The organism is Pseudonocardia sp. NPDC049154, assembly GCF_040648315.1.
In the GTDB taxonomy this organism is placed as follows: Bacteria; Actinomycetota; Actinomycetes; order Mycobacteriales; family Pseudonocardiaceae; genus Pseudonocardia.
Genome location: NZ_JBEZDN010000002.1, coordinates 30,619 through 46,914 on the forward strand (window position 1 = coordinate 30,619; position 16,296 = coordinate 46,914).

The 16,296-nt window shown below is 70.0% G+C and carries 13 protein-coding genes, 3 pseudogenes and 1 other annotated feature; of the genes and pseudogenes, 7 read left to right on the forward strand and 9 right to left on the reverse strand.

What is annotated here, in order from left to right; all coding sequences use genetic code 11:
* Position 1: 1 nt before the first annotated feature.
* Together AB0B41_RS01870 and AB0B41_RS01875 are read right to left on the reverse strand one after the other, a co-directional pair.
* Positions 2–751: an alpha/beta hydrolase gene (locus AB0B41_RS01870; RefSeq protein ID WP_358197847.1), complete on the reverse strand. Its 750-nt coding sequence runs from the start codon at positions 749–751 to the stop codon at positions 2–4.
* Positions 752–835: 84 nt separating this feature from the next.
* Positions 836–1,687: an MBL fold metallo-hydrolase gene (locus AB0B41_RS01875; protein ID WP_358197849.1), complete on the reverse strand. Its 852-nt coding sequence runs from the start codon at positions 1,685–1,687 to the stop codon at positions 836–838.
* Between the two features lie 194 nt (positions 1,688–1,881).
* Between AB0B41_RS01875 and AB0B41_RS01880 the strand changes: the two genes are divergently transcribed.
* Entirely contained in the window at positions 1,882–3,633 is a 1,752-nt protein-coding gene (locus tag AB0B41_RS01880; protein WP_358197851.1) for a CocE/NonD family hydrolase, read from the forward strand.
* 404 nt (positions 3,634–4,037) lie between these two features.
* Here the strand turns inward: AB0B41_RS01880 and AB0B41_RS01885 are convergent, their stop codons facing one another.
* From AB0B41_RS01885 to AB0B41_RS01895, 3 genes are all read right to left on the reverse strand, one after another.
* Positions 4,038–5,036 carry an NADP-dependent oxidoreductase gene (locus tag AB0B41_RS01885; protein WP_358197853.1) on the reverse strand — a complete coding sequence of 333 codons (999 nt, stop codon included), beginning with the start codon at positions 5,034–5,036 and terminating at the stop codon, positions 4,038–4,040.
* Positions 5,037–5,127: 91 nt separating this feature from the next.
* The gene (locus AB0B41_RS01890; RefSeq protein WP_358197855.1) at positions 5,128–5,739 is read right to left on the reverse strand and encodes a TetR/AcrR family transcriptional regulator; all 612 of its coding nucleotides are present in this window, start codon (positions 5,737–5,739) and stop codon (positions 5,128–5,130) included.
* Positions 5,740–5,764: 25 nt separating this feature from the next.
* Positions 5,765–6,577: an oxidoreductase gene (locus AB0B41_RS01895; RefSeq protein WP_358197857.1), complete on the reverse strand. Its 813-nt coding sequence runs from the start codon at positions 6,575–6,577 to the stop codon at positions 5,765–5,767.
* 306 nt (positions 6,578–6,883) lie between these two features.
* Here AB0B41_RS01895 and AB0B41_RS01900 point away from each other — a divergent pair.
* Positions 6,884–7,060, forward strand: a pseudogene (locus AB0B41_RS01900) (helix-turn-helix domain-containing protein); the annotation flags it as partial.
* Between the two features lie 253 nt (positions 7,061–7,313).
* Here AB0B41_RS01900 and AB0B41_RS01905 read toward each other — a convergent pair.
* Entirely contained in the window at positions 7,314–7,601 is a 288-nt protein-coding gene (locus tag AB0B41_RS01905; RefSeq protein WP_358198193.1) for a hypothetical protein, read from the reverse strand.
* A gap of 859 nt (positions 7,602–8,460) precedes the next feature.
* Entirely contained in the window at positions 8,461–9,642 is a 1,182-nt protein-coding gene (locus AB0B41_RS01910) for a 5,10-methylene-tetrahydrofolate dehydrogenase (RefSeq protein WP_358197859.1), read from the reverse strand.
* Between the two features lie 734 nt (positions 9,643–10,376).
* On the opposite strand from AB0B41_RS01910, the gene AB0B41_RS01915 reads away from it, so the two are divergent.
* The 5 genes from AB0B41_RS01915 (at position 10,377) to AB0B41_RS01935 (ending at position 13,977) form a co-directional block, all read left to right on the forward strand.
* Positions 10,377–10,700 carry a DJ-1/PfpI family protein gene (locus AB0B41_RS01915; protein WP_358197861.1) on the forward strand — a complete coding sequence of 108 codons (324 nt, stop codon included), beginning with the start codon at positions 10,377–10,379 and terminating at the stop codon, positions 10,698–10,700.
* Complete coding sequence (locus tag AB0B41_RS01920; RefSeq protein ID WP_358197863.1) at positions 10,688–11,377, forward strand: PIG-L family deacetylase; 690 nt, start codon at positions 10,688–10,690, stop codon at positions 11,375–11,377. The genes AB0B41_RS01915 and AB0B41_RS01920 overlap by 13 nt, the downstream gene beginning before the upstream one ends.
* A 353-nt stretch (positions 11,378–11,730) precedes the next feature.
* Complete coding sequence (locus AB0B41_RS01925; protein WP_358197865.1) at positions 11,731–12,498, forward strand: DUF2267 domain-containing protein; 768 nt, start codon at positions 11,731–11,733, stop codon at positions 12,496–12,498.
* 774 nt (positions 12,499–13,272) lie between these two features.
* Positions 13,273–13,584, forward strand: a complete 312-nt coding sequence (locus AB0B41_RS01930; protein ID WP_358197867.1) for a hypothetical protein — start codon at positions 13,273–13,275, stop codon at positions 13,582–13,584.
* An 18-nt stretch (positions 13,585–13,602) separates the two neighbouring features.
* Positions 13,603–13,977: a DUF2267 domain-containing protein gene (locus tag AB0B41_RS01935; RefSeq protein WP_358197869.1), complete on the forward strand. Its 375-nt coding sequence runs from the start codon at positions 13,603–13,605 to the stop codon at positions 13,975–13,977.
* Here AB0B41_RS01935 and AB0B41_RS01940 read toward each other — a convergent pair.
* A pseudogene (locus AB0B41_RS01940) lies at positions 13,974–14,921 on the reverse strand (IS5 family transposase). The gene AB0B41_RS01935 and the pseudogene AB0B41_RS01940 sit on opposite strands and share 4 nt — an antisense overlap.
* Positions 14,896–16,154, reverse strand: a pseudogene (locus AB0B41_RS01945) (IS3 family transposase). Before AB0B41_RS01945 ends, AB0B41_RS01940 begins: the two co-directional pseudogenes overlap by 26 nt.
* Positions 15,740–15,872 (reverse strand) — a sequence feature (AL1L pseudoknot). Its footprint overlaps the pseudogene before it by 133 nt.
* Positions 16,155–16,296: the final 142 nt, after the last annotated feature.

The following is a 16,296-nucleotide window of genomic DNA, read 5'->3' on the forward strand; positions in this document are numbered from 1 at the left end:
GCTAGACCTCCAGCCGGTCGACCGAAGCCACGACCTCACGCAGGGTGGAGGCCACCTCTGCCGGTGCCTCCATGTGCGGGAAGTGCCCGGAATGGTCGATGACTCGCAGCTGGGCGTCGGGGAAGCGAGGCAGCACGCCGGCGTCGAGGAGCTCCTGGGTGACGAAGGGGTCGTCGGCCCCCTTCAGGATCCAGACGGGGCCGCGGTAGGTAGACGGGTGGGCGCCCGCGGGGTGGCCGCCGTTCCACGCCTCGAACGCCTGCGCGACCGTCTCCGGGCGCGGCGCGGAGCCGGATGCGACGAGCATGTCGAGGGCACGTTCGTCCAGTGCCACCGACACGCTCAATCTGGCCTGGCGTTGCGCTTCGGCATTTCCGCCCAGCGACCGGAACACCTCGGCCTCGTCTCCCTCGAGGTGCGTTCCGGCGAGCGGCACCGGGGTGATCAGCACCAGGGCCACCACCCAGTCGGGCCGCGCCGCTGCGGCGAGCTCGCCGACCTGGGCGCCCATGCTCTGTCCGACGAGCACGACCGGGCCGTCGGCGCGATCGAGCTCGGCGACCACGGCGTCGGACATGCCTGCGAGGGTGACGGAGTGCGAGTCGGCCAGGGCGCCGCAGCCGGGCAGGTCGAGAGCGACGGTGGAGAGGTCGGGTTCCAGGTCGGCCCTCACGTCCCGCCACGCGGTGTGGTCGTCCAGGAAGCCGTGGACGAACAGGATCGTCGGGGACGCCGATCTGCTGTCGGACATGTGATAACTCCTTTGTCACCAGCGATGCAGGAAACGAGCACGATCAGAGTGAGGCGGCTTGGGACGTGGACGGATGAGTACGGGTCAGCTCCTCGGGCGCAGCTGCCCGACCGCGCCGTACCAGACCGGGCCCGGGTTCATGCGGAGTGGGTAGCGACGCAGCATCTCGGCGTAGTACTCCTCGGGATCGCTCACGGTCGCGAGCAGGTGGCGTGCGTCCTCGAGGTAGGCACGGGTCTGGCTGATCGTGGCGGGATCGTCGGGGGCCCCGGGAGCCTTGTGACCGGCGACGACGTAGGTCGGGGACAGCGCCTCGAGCTTGTCGAGTGCGGCCAACCAGGAGTCGAACCCGCTCTCGGTCGCCTCGAGGATGTACTGGTGGACCCCGTTGTAGACCGCGTCGCCGGCCGCGAGCAGACCGATGCTCGGGATCCAGAGGGCCGTGGTGTCGTCGGTGTCGGTGTGACCCAGTTCGATCGGGACCAACTGGTGGCCCTCGAGCTGGAACCCGTCCTCGGGGACCTTCTCGGCGATGATCGGCGACGGTGGCACCAGCCCTGGGAAGACCCTGTCCCACAGGGCCTCACGGTTCGTCGTCGCCTCTCTCTGCATGCCCTCGAGCACCCTCGACGTGGCATAGACCGTGACGTCCGGGAAGGTTGACAACAGCTCGTTCACCCCGAGCCAGTGGTCTCCGTGAGCATGGGTGACGTAGACGTGGCGCAGTCGCCGGCCCGAGGCGAGGATCCAGTTCCGGACCCGCTCGATCTGGCCGTAGGTGTAGGGCGCGTCGATCAGGACGGCGTCCTCGGCGCCGATGACGAGCGTGAGTGCGAGCGGCGAGGACACGATGCCCTCTCCTGTCGGCAGCGTCTGTCCGCCTGCCCTCGGCACTCCGTCCAGTACCAGCACCTCGTAGGCCAGTGTCGTGGTCACCGTGTGTCCTCCTCCTCCTCGGCGCTGAAGTGGCGGTAAGAGTTGCATCCCTGGTGCCTCTTACGCAAGCATGTGCATCGAGCTGGCCGGAACTGCGTGTGCGGAGGGCGCTCCTCTCGCTCGGGACGAGGGCGCGGTCGGGGTGCGGCAGAGGCCCCCGCTCCGTCGACGACCGGCACGAGGCAGGAGGATCAGTGGATCTCGCAACGATGCGCGGGCCCTACGACGTCACGCGGGAGTGGGACGTCACGATGCGGACCAGGGACGGGAAGACCCTGTTCGCGGACATCTACCGGCCGATCGGCGCGACGGCCGCGCCGACGCTCGTGCGCCGCACGCCGTACGGCAAGCACCTGAACGACCTGGCCGAGGAGTTCAACGAAGCGCACTACTACGCGTCCCACGGGTACCTCACGGTCGTGCAGAACACCCGGGGGCGGTTCGGCTCCGAGGGAGCCTGGTACCCGTTCGCCTACGAGGCCCGGGACGGCTACGACACGATCGAATGGGCGGCGGGCCTGCCGGGATCGAACGGCCGGGTGGGCACCTTCGGTCAGTCCTACGGCGCGATCATCCAGTACCTGGCCGCCACCCAGAGACCACCTCACCTGATCACGGCCGTCCCGGTGTCCGCGTACCTGGCCTCCTACGAGAACTACTGGTACAACCACGGCGCACTCGAGCTGTCGTGGACGCTGAGCTACTTCATGAACATGGCCGAGGACGTCCTCGCGAAGCTGGGCGACCACGAGCGCCTGGCGGCGCTGGAGAAGCTGAAGGCCGATCCGACACAACGGTTCTCGCCGTTGACCGACGACGCGCTGCGTCACCTACCGCTACGCGACTGGATCGAGCGCTTCGGTGCGGGCGCTCCCTTTCTCGCCGACATCCTCCACCACCAGACCGACGGCCAGTACTGGTGGGCGGTGGACCTGCGTCGTCAACTGCACAACATCGACGTGCCCATGTTGCACGTCGGCTCCTGGTACGACATCGCCAACCTGGACACCCCGCAGTACTTCACCGGGCTGCTCGACCACGCGATGTCCGAGCGCGCCCGGGACGAGCAGGCGCTGTTCATGGGCCCGTGGGCTCACCTGTTGCCGTACAACCAGCCCACCTCACGAGGCTCGGGCGACATCGACTTCGGGCCGGAGGCGGACTTCCCGATCCTGGAGGTCCAACGGCAGTGGTTCGACCACTTCGTCCGAGACGGCCGCGAGGGCTTGCCCAGGCCTCGGGTCACTCTGTTCATGACCGGGCTGGGGCAATGGCGGGACGAGACGGCCTGGCCGCCGCCGAACTCGCGACCGACCGCCTACCACCTGCGTGCGGCCGGCCCCGCCAACTCGAGCTCCGGAGCAGGGAGATTGAGCGGCGAGCGACCCGGGACCGAGAACCCGGACGTCTACGTCTACGACCCCGAGGATCCGGTGCCCACCGCCGGCGGCCGCTATGTCGGCGGCGGCGTCGCCGACCAGCGCGCCAACCAGTCCCGCTCGGACGTGCTCGTCTACACCGGCGACACGCTGACCGAGGCCCTTGAGGTCGCCGGGCCCGTGACACTCCGGTTGTTCGCCGCCACCGACTGCCCGGACACCGACTTCGTGGCGTTCCTCAGCGACGTGCACCCCGACGGCTTCGTGCAGAACCTCGCCGAAGGACTCGTCCGGATGCGGTATCGGGACGCCTACGACGAGCCCTCGGCCGTCGAGCCGGGCACCGTGCACGAGCTGACGATCGAACTGGGAAACGTCACGCACGCGTTCCTCCCCGGCCACCGCGTCCGCCTGCACGTCACCTCGAGCGACTTCCCGCGGTGGGACCGCAACCCGAACACCTGCGAACCCTTGGACAGCGCACTGGCGATGCGGAAGGCGACACAGACCGTCTACCACGAGCAGAGCCGCCCGTCCGCCCTCATGCTGCCTGTCCTCACGAGGTAGATGGGCCGGGCGACCGCCTCCGCCCTATCGTCTCGTGGCCGGTCGTGGTTCGGCCGACGCCGAGCGCGGGAGAACGACGCCCCGGCTGGGCGAGAGAGGTGATCGTTCGGGCGCCCGGCGAGCGAGGAGCGGGTGACCGGAAGTGGCACGGCATGCGGTCCGGGGACTCGCCGCCCCGCCACACGGCCACGTCACTGCTCCTGATCGGCCGCGCAGATCGCATCGATCGGGACGTCGAGTCCCGGGCCGTGAGCGGGGCAACCAGCTCGGCGGCCGAGACCCGACGGTCCTCGGCAGCCAGGTGATAGTCGCCCGAGCCCGGGTCGAAGAACTGGGTCGCGGCCACGTCGATCGCGATCGCGGCAGCGACCTCTACGGTGGCCGCGGGGTCCTCGCGGCCGTGGTCACGGGATCGTGACGACGACCTTGCCCTTGGCCCGGCCGGAGTCGACGTAGTCGAGTGCGGCGTCGGTGTCGTCGAAGGCGAAGATTCTGTCGACGACGGGGTGGATCGCGCCGGCGTCGACCAGGGCGGTGATCTCCTGTAGCTGGTCGCCGTTCGCCCGCATGAACAGGAACGAGTAGCGCACCCGCCTCTTGCGGGCTGCGCGGCGGACCTTGCGGCTGAGCAGGGCCATCACCGGGGCTAGCAGCGGTGTGCCGAGTTGTCTGGCGAAGGCCGGGTCCGGTGGGCCGGCGATGCCGATGGCCAGGCCGCCGGGTCGCAGGACCCGCAGGGACTTGTCGAGGTTCTCGCCGCCGAGCGGGTCCAGGACGACGTCGACATCGCGCAGCAGCTGGGCGAAGTCGTCCTTTCTGTAGTCGACGACGAGGTCCGCGCCGAGGTCGCGAACCCAGTCGACGTTGGGCGTGCTGGTGGTGGTGGCGACGTAGGCGCCGAGGTGTTTGGCCAGCTGGATCGCGATCGTCCCGACGCCGCCGGAGCCCGCGTGGATGAGGACCTTCTGTCCGGGCCGGAGGTTCGCCTTCTCGACCAGGGCCTGCCATGCGGTGAGCGCGACCAGCGGCAGCGAAGCCGCTTCGGCCATGGTCAGGCCCGCCGGCTTGAGCGCCAGGTCGCCCTCGTCGATCGCGATCAGCTCGGCGAAGGTGCCGATGCGCTTTGTGTCCGGCCGCGCGTAGACCTCGTCGCCCGGCGCGAACTTCTGCACCCTGGGTCCGACCCGTTCGACGACGCCGGCGAGGTCGTTGCCGAGGACGAAGGGCGGCTTGTAGGGAAGGAAGAGCGTGAACTCCCCGGCCAAGATCTTGGTGTCGAGCGGGTTCACACCCGCGGCCAGGATCCGAACCAGAACGTCGCGGTCGCCGATCTCCGGGTCGGGCAGCTTCCCTTCCCGCAACGTGCTGTCCTTGCCGTACTTGTCGACGAGGAAGGCCCTCATGTCAGGTCCCTTACCGTGCGTTGAGGTGCGTTGAGGTGCGTTGAGGTGCGTTGAGGTGCGTTGAGGGGTGTCGCCCCGGGGGAATGGGGGGTCACCGGTGTGCCACGTCGGCGGAGGTGCCCCCGACGCTCGGGTCGCGAAGAGTGGCCAGCGCATTCTGCACGCCCTGTTCGAGGAGGTCGTCGGAGAGCTGCGGGTCGGTCACCGCGCGGGCCATCTGCAAGGTCCCGACCATCCCGGCGAACGCCGCGAGGACCCGGCCGCGAGCCGAGGACGGGTCTGTGTATCCGAGCCGGGCTCCGATGGCGTCGATGACCTCGAGCATCCCGTCGGTGAAGGCGTGGCGGACCGCGTCGTCGCAGCGGCCGATCTCGTTGAGCAGGGCTGCGGACGGGCAGCCGTCGCCCGGGTGATCGCGATGCTGGACCGACAGGTACGCCCGGACGAGCTGCTCGACGCCGGAGTCGGGAGGCAGGGCGGCGATGGCCTCGCGTTGTGTGTCGAGCTGGTCGGCGACCACACTGGCGACCAGGTCGTCCTTCGACGCGAAGTGCGCGTAGAACGCGCCGTTGGTCAGCCCGGCGTCGGCCATGAGCGTGGCGATCCCGGAGCCGGTCACGCCGTCGGACTTGAGCCGGCGCCCGGATGTCTCCACGATGCGCCGCCGCGTCCGCTGCTTGTGTTCCTTCCCGTACCGCGCCATCGCGACTCCTTCTCTTCGGTCGTCGTCAACCCGCCATCTTGTTCAGCTTGCGGATCTGCCCGTCGAAGAGCCGGGCGGGCGCGATCCTGCGTAGCGTGCTGACCCGGCCTGCTCGCGTGCCGGCGGTGTAGCGCAGTTTCGGTTTCGGGTCGGTCGCCGCGGCGACGATGGTCCTCGCCACGACGGTGGGGGCGTCGCCGCCCTTCACGGCATCGCCTATGACCTCGTCGAACACGGCACGCCGCGGTGCGTAGACCGGTTGGGGGTCCTCGGCGATCACAGCGTTCGACTCGAACCCGGTGCTGGTGTAGGCGGGCTCGACGAGCACGACGCGGACGCCGTGTTCGCGCACCTCGTGGTCGAGCGATTCGGAGAACCCCTCGACGGCGTGCTTCGAGGCGACATAGGCCGCCATGAACGGCTGAGGTACGAGCCCCAAGACCGAGGAGACGTTGATGATCCGGCCGACGCCTTGGGCCCGCAGTAGCGGCAGGACGGCCTTGCTCATGCGGATGACGCCGAGGACGTTGACGTCCAGGACCCGCCGGTGCTGCTCGACCGACATCTCCTCGACCGCGCCCGCCGCTCCGATCCCGGCGTTGTTGACCAGTACGTCGATCCGGCCGAACCTCGCGGTCACCTGCTCGACCAGGGCGTGCACCGAGTCGTCCCGTGACACGTCGAGGTCGAGGAATGTGATGCCGGCCGGTGGGGTGAGGCGCGAGGCGTCCCGGCTGGTGCCGACCACCGTGAAGCCGGCCTCGACGAGCGCGAGGGCCGCGGCCTTCCCGATGCCGGTGGAGGCGCCGGTCACCAGGGCCACTGGTTGTGTCGTCATCGTCGCTCCCGATTATCTTACGGACGTAATCTTACGATCGGCAGACAATAGCGCGGGAAGCGTGTGGTGGCAATGGCGGTGCCGGGCCGGTGATCGCCGGCGGCAGGCCGTCGACGCGGTCCCGTGCCCGGTCGGGTGTTGAGCGCACGCTGCTGCAGACACCCGATCAGCGTGGAGGCGCGCAGGTTGCCCGGCGGTCAGACGCGCCGCTCCACGCCCGGCTCCCAAAGCTCGGTGAGGGCCTGTGCCCGGCACCGGTCCGCGGCGTCGGACGCGTCGCCAGGGCGGAGACGCTGTCGGCCGGGCATGCCCATCGTCCGACCGACCTACATCATCGAGTCGGGTCGACCGGGCGCTGCGGCTGCTCCAGGCGATCCGGGACCAGGCGGGCATGCGGCTCTCACCGCCGCCGCGGCGGAGATCGGCTGTGCCGAGTCCACGGCTCACCGTCTTCTCGCTATGCTGGTCTACCACGGCTTCGTCGAGCAGGACGACCAGCGGCGCTACGTGCCGGGCCCCTCGATGCGGGAGCGGATGGGCGCCGGCCTGATCGACAGCCTCATCGCCGCGGCCGCCGCGGTCGAAGGCCCGGCTCGCCGCGGACCCGTAGCTCAGCCGTCGCGCGCCAGGTCGCGGAGCAGGAACTTCTGGATCTTGCCCGTCTCGGTGAGGACCAGCTTCTCGGGCAGCTTCTGCATCGAGATGTCCCGCTGCCGGAGGAAGTCGGTCGTGTCGGTCAGGGTGGGCTGCTCACCCGGCTTCGGGACGACGACGGCGCATGCTTCTCGCCCAGCCGCTCGTCCGGGTAGGGCACCATGGCGACCTGGGCGACGGCGGGATTGGCCCCGACGTAGCCCTCGACCTCCGCGGCGCTGATGTTCACGCCCCCACGGATGATGAGGTCCTTCAACCGGGCGCTGACCAGCAGGTACCCGTCTTCGTCGAGTCTGCCCGGGTCACCGGTGTGGTGGCGGCCGCGATGATCGCCCGTGGCGGCGGTGCGCTCGGCGTTCCAGGGCGTCACCGGGGTGACAGCAGGTGCCGGCCATGATCTCCGACGCGCCGTAGAGCGGCATGAGGACGCCACCGGCGAAGGCCTCGTCGAACTCCAGCGCCAGGGCCCGCGGAATTGGCGCGCCCGCGGAAGCGCAAATAGTCAGGAGCGTCAGGCTCGACGACCTCGGCGTGGGGCATCGCGTGACACCAGTCATGACACGAAATCCCGTTCAGGGATGCTGTCGGAGGGGCTGAAGAGGGTCCTCCCGGCAGCGTTGTCGCTGGTAGGAGGCTTAGGAGGGGAGTGCCGCGCGCTTTACACCCGAGCGGTCGCAGGCTCGATCCCTGCCGCGCCCACCCTCTCCGACCTGGCCGGACGCCTGCGCGACACGCTCAGCGGGAGCGTGTCGTGACATCAACGCTCTTAGTGTCGGTCTCATGGCGAGCAGGAAGGCCGGTCGGACGCGGGCCCGCGGGAGCATCGACGAGCTGCCCAGCGGCGGTCTCCGCGTGCGCGTGTACGCGGGCTGGGACACCGTCACCGGATGCCGCCACTACCTGACGGAGATCATCAAGCCCGGTCCTCGGGCGCGGGCTCAGGCCGAGGCAGCCCGCACCCGGACGTTCAACGAGGTGGACGAGCGCCGGAACCCGCGGACGTCGCCCACGGTCGACCAGCTGCTCGACCGCTACCTCGAGGTGATCGACGTCAGCGCGAGCACGCGCCAGACGCGAGCCGCCACGTCCTTCTTGCCCGGGCTCGGGGGTCGTCGAAGTGGGCGTCATGGGCGCGACTATCCGCGGTCCGCACCGCCTGGGATTCGGCCTCGCAGCGTCGGATTCGGCCGTCGCGTTGCCGTCGCCAGCGTGGATGCTCCCACCTCGTGCTACGAGCCCCTCGGTCGGCCGTCGTTCCATGAGGTGTCGTCGCCGTTCGATGCGGGGTCGTCGCGCCACCCCGTGGGTGTCGGGTGGTAGCCGTAGGCGGCGGCGCGCACGTCGTCCTCGTCCTCGAGGCCGGCGCCGATGGCGCCGCCCACCGTGGCCAACGAGGTGATGATCCACGCGAGCACCGCGTAGTCGGCCAGGCCGACCGGCCGGCCCAGGTTCTGGGACAGCACCGACGAGTCGATGAGGAGCGCGGCCGTAGTGGCGGTTCCGGCGAACAGCACCAGGTAGGACACACTGGCTGCGAGGCCCAGGGTGAGCCCGGTGCCCAGGTTGAAAAGGCGGGCCAGCTCGCGTGGGGTTTCGGCGGACGCCTTCTCCCACAGGTCGTGCGCGATGATCAGCCACCCGACCAGGCCGACCAGGCTGAGCACCATGATCAGCGTGAGCCGCGGGCCGTCCAGGGCGTCGCCCATCTGCCAGATGGTGTTGGTGGTCAAGGCGATCGCGGCCGTGCCGAACGCGCCGACCAGCAGCTTGGACAACCCCAGCAGCGCCCGGCCGGGACGGTTGGCGCGCACCATGCCCGCCAGCAGCCGCAGCGTGCCGGTGATGCGGGAGGACACGAATCCGATTTCGCCGTCGTCGGTCTGGTCGACCACCCGGCGAACGGGGGCGACGCCCTCCACCATCCTTCCGACCCGTTCCTCCCGGGGGCGGGACCGATCATCGACCAGCGCGGTGGCCAGGCCCTCGACCAGACCGAGCACGGCGGCGCGCGCCGCTCGGACCTGTCCGAGGCCGAGCGCGGGGAGCGAGACGACGCCGGCGCGACGGCGCAGCGAGTAGTGCGCGACCAGCGGCAGCCGCGAGACGTGCAGGGGCAGGTCGGTCAGGCAGATCGTGATGTCCCACCCGGCGGTTTCGCGGCGTTCCGCCACGTCGTCGAGCAGCGCGGCGAGGCCGCCGTCCCGGCGGGGGGCGACCGCACCCCAGTTGCTGCGTACCTCCCAGCGCACCCGGCGGTCGACGCGCGAGCTGAGCAGCTCCGCCAGCTCGGCGGAAAGCAGGCCGACGACCCGGGCCGGATGGTCCGGAGGGGTGGCGACGAGCCCGACCACGACGACGCGCTCCCACCCGTCGGCGTTCGGCCCGTGCAGGTGACCCAGATTCTCGCTCATCCTCGCTCCTCGATAGCGGGCACCGGGACGCCAGTGTCCCGGTGAGATCACTCCGCGTCGAGGCGGTCCGCCGATCCGATGGGGCGGGGCTCGTGCAGCTCGCCCTGATGCTCTTGTATTTCCATTTGGTGTTCTCGCTCGCCATCCGCACGACCAGCGCGACGATCTGTGCCACCACCGAACGCCGCCGAACACCGCTGCTCAGCAACCAGGTGGAACGTTCTGGAACCCCACAGGGGTGGTGCTCTCCGATCCGGTCGTGCTGGCCCACCGTGCTCTCGCGACGGTGGCCGATCCACGCCTGCCCGGATCGACGGCCGAGGCAGGAGAGGGTGCCCTTCTTCACCAGTGCGGTGATGACTTGACGCGGCCCGAGAGGTGAGGTCGGGGTGAGCCCCGTGGACCTGACAGGCTGTCGAAGTCATCTCCCGCCGATGCCATCGTGCCCGCATCCATCCCACCTCTCGGAGGAGCGCATGGTTCGTGGGCCGGAGATACGGATCGCGATACTCGCCACCTACGGCGTCGAGCGGGTGGAGCTGGAACAAGCCCGCGGCGCGCTGTACGGGGCCGGGCCACAAGCGACCTGCTGTCGATGCACCCCGGCGAGGTCCAGGCGCGCCAGTTCGGCACCGTTGCGGCGGGAACGATCTCCGTGGACCCGGGCAGGTCGCTGACGTGGAGATCGACGAGTACGAGGCGCTGCTCCTGCCCGGGAGCATGGGTGAATCCAGATGGGGTTGCGCATCAACCGCGACGCGGTCGGCTTCGTCGCCTCCTTCGTGGCCACCGGGAAGCCGGTCACGGCGATCTGCCGCGGTCCGTGGCCGCTCATCGAGGCCGACGTCGTCCGCGGTCACCGGCTCACGGCGTGGCCCAGCCTCTGGACCGACCTGCGCAACGCAGGCGCCCAACCCGTCGACCAGGAGGTCGTCGTCGACGGATGGTTCATCTCCAGCTGCTCTCCCGCGGACCTGGCCGCCTCCTGCCCTCGATGTCGAACAGTTCACCGGCGCCCGGCTGCCGAATTAAGAGGGCGGAACCGATGGTGGACGTAGCCGCGACGGTGTCGCGAAGTTGCGATCCCTGGCGCGCAGCGGCAAGGGCCGCAGCGTCCGATGTCGGCACCACCGGGCCGCCGTTGCGGATGCCCAGCTGCCGACGTCTCGTCGTCGTCGTTGCCCACCCCCACGAGGAGCTGTGCGCGGCCGGTGGCCTGATGCGCGATCTGGTCAATCGTGGCCTGCCGGTATCCGTCCTGGTGGTGACCGACACCGGCGCCGAGTACCTCGGTACGGCCTACCGCACGTTGGGGTTGACGGGCGTCCGCCGGTACCGACTGGGCTTGCCAGGCGGGTGCGTCGAGGCCGCGGAGCACGACGTGATGGCAGCCGTCAGCGAGCTCGTGGGATTCGCCGATCCGGAAGGGTTGTGGTGCCTCACCCCGTGGGAACGAGACGGCCATCCGGACCACGACGCAGTCGGGCGTGCCGCCGCCACAGCCTGCTCGGCGTACCGGCTGCCGCTTCTCCGATACCCGATCGCCTCGGCGGAGCGGCTCCGCTCGTCCGACATGACCCAGGGTCAGGTGCGCCACCTGACGCTGACCGAACCGGTCCGCAGGCGCAAGCACCGCGCCCTGATACGACTACGGGCGCAGAGCCTGACGGCCGACGCGGAGCAGGTGGCCACGACGGAGGAATTCCTCGTGTCCTGTCGCATGGCTCGGGGCTGATCCGAATGCTCGCGCTGCCCCTGACGGCCGCGAGGTGGTCCGCAGCAACCGCTACGGCGCGTGGTCACCGGGTCGGTCGACCACGTGTCGCCGACGTCGACCTCGACTTGTTCTACGGCATCGTCGTGCATACCCACCCGCTCCCCGGACGGCACCTGTACGCCGATCGCGGCCAGATTTCCGGGCTCTCACCGTGCTGCTGGCGGCCGATGTCGACGACTTGCACGAGCCCAGCGAACCCTTCCTTCGCGCCCGGACGATCACCCGGGCGGCATCGAGATCCCGCTCGAGCCCGGGCTGCTCCGGGCCTGGGACTGGATCACCGGCAGGCGCTGACCGAGAAGAGGAGCCGCATGGACCACGAGCAGTTCCTGGCTATGGTCGCCCAGATCGCCCACACCGACCGGGACACCGCCGAGCGCGCGTCCCAGATCGTCCTCACGGTGCTGGGACAGCATCTGACCCGCGGCGAGGCCGCCGATGTGCTGCGGCGTCTCCCGGAGGAGCTGCAGGCGTACGCCTGGTCACCGGGCAGCCCGGAGCGCTTCCTACCGGAGGAGTTCTTGCGCCGCGTCGCCGAGCGGGAGGGCACCGACCCGCTCACCGCCGAGCGGCACGCCCGGGCCGTGTTCACCGCGTTGCGTCAGGCGATCGGCCCCAACGAGTACGCCGACATCCGCGCCCAGCTCGGAAGGCATTACGCCGCGCTGTTAGATGCGGCGACGTCCGTGCCGTGCGTCGAGGCCGTCGTCGACGCGGTGGCCGCGGAAGGCGGCGGCGACCACGACGCCGCACGGACGTTGATCGAGGCGGTGCTCGAAACCCTCGCCGAGCGCATCGCCGGCGGCGACTCCGACGACCTCGCGGCACGCCTGCCCGTGGCCCTGCACCCACCGCTGCACCGCGGCCGCGATGCCGACGGCCTGTCCCGCCGAATGGGACCGGACGAGTTCGTGCGCCGGGTCGCCGGGCGAGCCGGGCTGTCGCTGGACGAGGCCGCACGCCGCATTCCGGCGGTGTTCGCGGTGCTGCGCTCGATCGTCGGCGACGAGTTCTTCGACCTCAGCGTGCAGCTGCCGGACCAGTACCGCCCGTTGCTGGGCGCACCCCGGACCGGCTGACCGAAGTGACACCGTCCTCCCGCGCCTTCAAGCGTGTGATCGTCTCCGTGACGGTCGCGACCGACAACGGGTGCACCGGACCCACCGCGGATGCCGCACTGCCCGCCCTGGGACGAGCTCGACGAGAAGCGGGGGAAGAAGCATCGGGCAATCATCCGACTGTCGCGGACACGTCGCCCGCACAGCGCGATCAGTAGCCACGCGGGCAGCGCCCCTGCCACGGGCCCGTTCCGGCGGCCGCGCGATGACTCACCTGCGAGGCGAAAGGCGTGCCCATCAGCCCGACCCAAGAGGCCGTATCCGGTGTGTCGCCGCCAGCGCACAATCGCGATATGGATCACGGCGACGGTGTGACGGCAGCACAACCGAGTGCTGTGGGCGGCAATCCTGCACGATCGGGTCCGCATGGCGCACAAGTGTCAACGCGCCGATGAGCTCGCTCGAAGGCGCTCCGCAGGGCTTCCGGGAGTCCGACGCGGGCGCACCGAGAAGGTTCGTGCTCGACCCACGCCGGATGCTCCGCCGCTGGTCCGGTCGAGACCCACGACCGAGTGAGCGGACCGCGCCTGTGGTCGCAGGTCAGGTCACGGTGTGCCTCGTCGTGGGTCTCGCGCTGACCGGCTGCGGCGCAGGTCAGATGGCCCAGACGGCAACCCAACAGGCAGCGGCCGACGGCGCGTCCGGCGACGCTGGAGATGACATCGCACTGCGCGACGTCCTGATGCCGTCTTCTCCGAACCCGGCGGCAGCTACACCGTCGGCTCGAGCGTTCCCGTGCTGGCGACGATCATCAACTCTGGTGACGAAGCCGACGAGCTCGTGGCGGTGACGAGCCCGATGGCCGGTCGGGTGCAGGTGTCGCGAACTGTGCGAATCCCTCCGCACGAGAACGTCGTCAGCGATACCGATCCTTCGGCGTCCCAGAGTCCGCTGGTCGCAGGCAAGCTGCAGTTCGTCGTCGTCACCGCCCACGTTCTGCGGCCCGGTCTGGCCACGCCCATGACGTTCCAGTTCCGCAACGCCGGGCAGGCGACCCTGTCCGTGCCGCAGGCTGAGCCTGCGCAACGGACTGGTAGCCCAGGCTGACGCGACCAGAGGGCTGAGATGGACGAGCGGGAGTTCTTCAGGTCCGTGGCCGGACGCTCGGGCCTGTCACGCGAGGAGGCCGCCGACCTCACCAGGGCAACGCTGCAAGCACTGGCGCAGCGGCTGAGCGAGGGCACGGTCCGGGAGCTGGTGTTGCACCTCCCGGACAACCTGGGTGATGAGGTTCGGGGAGCCCGGAGAAAGCCGTCACAGCGTTCCGGGTTGCCCGATGCCGAGGAGCAGATCAGCGAACGCACCGGGTTGCGCCGCGACGAGGTGCATGCCGGTTTCGCGGCTGTGCTCGCCACAATGCGCGAGGCGATGCCGACGGATGTGCTCGACAAGGCCTTGACTCAACTGCCGAGTGAGTTCCGCGATCTCCTCTCGGACTAGGGCGTGTTCTGTAAGTCCTGGCGGAGCCAGAGGATCGTGGCGGAGATGGTGATCTCGGCGCGAAAGTAGGCGGCGCGTTTGGCGTAGCGGGAAGCCAGGTCGCGGAACTGTTCGAGCCGGTTGAAGCAGCGCTCGACGACGTTGCGACCTGCATAGATGGCCGGATCGAAGGCGGGTGGGCGTCCGCCGCGGGCGCTTTTGGCGTGGCGGCGGGCGATCTGGTCGTCGCGTTCGGGGCTGGTGAACCCGATCCAGCGGCGGCGCATCGCCGCCCGCGTGGAGGGGTGGGAGTAGGCCTTGTCCGCCACGACCCGGTCCGGGCGTTTACGCGGGCGGCCGGGCCCGTCGCGGCGCACGGAGATCTCGTCGAGCAGCGGTAACAGTTGTGGATTGTGCCCGACCTGGCCCGGGAGTCAGCAGGGACCGACATCGGCAGCCCGCGGCCGTCGACGGCGAGGTGGATCTTGCTGGTCAGCCCGCCTCCGGATCTGCCGAGGGCTTCGCCCTCGATGGCGAGGTCTTCGATCCAGGAGCTGGTGCAGCCCCCTTTTTCCGGGCCCCCGGCGGCATGCTGGTGAGCCCGGACATGGGTGGAGTCGACGCTGATCGTCCACTCGACCGCGCCGACGGAGTCGTCCTTGGTCACGGCTTGGTCGAGGATCCGGTCCCAGGTTCCGTCTGCGGTCCACCGGCGCAGCCGCTCGTGGGCGGTCTTCCAGGGCCCGTAGCGTTCGGGCAGGTGTCGCCGGCGCTCCGGTGCGCAGCTTCCACAGGATCGCGTTGATCACCTGGCGGTGGTCGCGCCAGCGGCGACCGTTTTCGGCCACCGCGGGCAGCAGCGGCTCGATCCGAGCCCACGCCTTGTCTGTCAGCTCGCCGCGACCGACTGAACCGGCCCGGGACCGTCGGAGGCGGGGTTCAGGCCACCTCGGGTGTCGAGGCAGCCTCGTGTTGGTCACGGTAGCGCTGTTCGAACTCCATGGGCGGGATGTAGTCGAGCGCGGAGTGCAGCCGGGCGGTGTTGTACCAGTGCACCCACTCCGCGGTCGCCTTCTCCACCTCGGCCCGCCCGCTCCACGAGCGGGGGTGACGCTCGATGAGCTCGGTCTTGAACAGCCCGATGGTCGACTCCATCAGCGCATTGTCCAGCGCGTCGCCCACGGTCCCGATCGACCCGACGATCCCGGCCTCGCGCAGGGCCTCGGTGAACGCCAGCGACGTGTATTGCGACCCGGCGTCCGAGTGATGCACGAGCCCGGTCGCGGTGAACTCGGCATTGGCCCGTCTGCGGGTGCACAGGGCCTGCTCGAGCACGGACAGCACCAGCGGCGTCGTCTTCGTCGTGGTCACCCGCCAGCCGAGGATGCGCCGGGAGTAGACGTCGGTGAGCAGCGCGACGTAGCAGAACCCGGCCAACGTCCACGCGTAGGAGAAGTCGGCCACCCACCACCGGTCCGGCCGTGTCGGCGCCGACCAGGCCCGCTGTAGCAGGTCCGGGTGCCGCTCGCCGGTCTCGGTCGCCCGACAAGTAGTGATCGTGGTGTGCGTGCCGCGCACCGCTGCGCCCAGCCCGGCCAGCCGCATCAGCCGGGCCACCCGGTCGCGACCGATCCGCAGTCCGGCGCGGCGGGCGGCGTGCCAGAGCTTGCGGCGGCCGTACACCACGGTTGGCGCGATGCAGGTCGACCAGGGCGTTCGCCGTGTACGCGTCGGCCAGGACGCGTGTCGACACTCGCGCCTGCGCCGTCGCGTAGTAGGTGCTCGGGGCGATCTGCGTGCCGTGCGTGGACAACACCCGGCAGATCGGCTCGACCGGAGAAGCGGCCCCGGTGGGCATCGATGTGATCGACGATCACCGCAGTCGGCGGTCGAGCTCCGCCTGGGCGAAAAACGCGGACGCGGTCTTGAGGATCTCGGTCGGCCCGGCGCAGCTCGGCGTTCTCCGTGCGCAGCCGGACCAGCTCCGCAGCCTCGTCGCTGGTGGTGCCCGGGCGGACGCCGCTGTCGATCTCTTCGCGCTCCACCCAGTTCCGCAGCGTCGCGGGGTTGATCCCCAGCAACTCGCCGACAACCTTGCGGGCGGTCAGCTTCGACTCGCCGTACTCGGCCAGCCGGTCCTGATACATCCGCACCGCCCGGTCCATCGTCTCCGGGTCGTACTTCCTCGGGGCAGGCACCTCACCAGTCTCCTTGCCAGATCAGCGCCTCCGCCAGATCCAGGCCGATTCACGGCCGCGATTGCGCCCGCCAGGCCGCGGCGTCGCCGCTTGGTCCCGGTGCCCGACGGCGGCCAGCTGCGCAGCCGGTGGGAGGACCGCC

Coding starts and splice junctions, on each gene's coding strand:
- AB0B41_RS01885 (WP_358197853.1), bottom strand. CDS start 5,036: ATGAGGGCCTTCCTCGTCGACAAGTACGGCAAGGACAGCACGTTGCGG.
- AB0B41_RS01925 (WP_358197865.1), top strand. CDS start 11,731: ATGGACCACGAGCAGTTCCTGGCTATGGTCGCCCAGATCGCCCACACC.
- AB0B41_RS01890 (WP_358197855.1), bottom strand. CDS start 5,739: ATGGCGCGGTACGGGAAGGAACACAAGCAGCGGACGCGGCGGCGCATC.
- AB0B41_RS01935 (WP_358197869.1), top strand. CDS start 13,603: ATGGACGAGCGGGAGTTCTTCAGGTCCGTGGCCGGACGCTCGGGCCTG.
- AB0B41_RS01870 (WP_358197847.1), bottom strand. CDS start 751: ATGTCCGACAGCAGATCGGCGTCCCCGACGATCCTGTTCGTCCACGGC.
- AB0B41_RS01915 (WP_358197861.1), top strand. CDS start 10,377: ATGGGGTTGCGCATCAACCGCGACGCGGTCGGCTTCGTCGCCTCCTTC.
- AB0B41_RS01895 (WP_358197857.1), bottom strand. CDS start 6,577: ATGACGACACAACCAGTGGCCCTGGTGACCGGCGCCTCCACCGGCATC.
- AB0B41_RS01910 (WP_358197859.1), bottom strand. CDS start 9,642: ATGAGCGAGAATCTGGGTCACCTGCACGGGCCGAACGCCGACGGGTGG.
- AB0B41_RS01920 (WP_358197863.1), top strand. CDS start 10,688: ATGGTGGACGTAGCCGCGACGGTGTCGCGAAGTTGCGATCCCTGGCGC.